The following is a 248-nucleotide window of genomic DNA, read 5'->3' on the forward strand; positions in this document are numbered from 1 at the left end:
GGTGTCCTGAGGGGTACCGGGCGTGGCAGGCGGATGATTGGGCGCAGCCACGCGGCCACGGCCCACAAGGATTCTTCGCCTCGCGCCAGCACCAGTGCTGTCCCGAGCGTGGCCAGAACGTGGGCAGCCAGCATGAGGAGTCCGCCGTCGTCGACGTTGTGAGTCGGCATGATGGTGTGCAGGGCCTGGATGGTCGAGGCTGCGGAGTGGTCCGCGTGCGCGGTGAGTACCGGCGTCGCCGAATCCGC

1 protein-coding gene is annotated in these 248 nt (G+C 69.0%); it reads right to left on the reverse strand.

All coding sequences use genetic code 11. From position 1 onward, the window contains the following. Nucleotides 1–248 (reverse strand): hypothetical protein (locus SCA31_RS24850; RefSeq protein ID WP_410699620.1); only part of this gene is annotated, 248 nt, incomplete at both ends.

The organism is Chryseobacterium sp. SIMBA_028, from assembly GCF_046535285.1.
Lineage (GTDB): Bacteria > Bacteroidota > Bacteroidia > Flavobacteriales > Weeksellaceae > Chryseobacterium.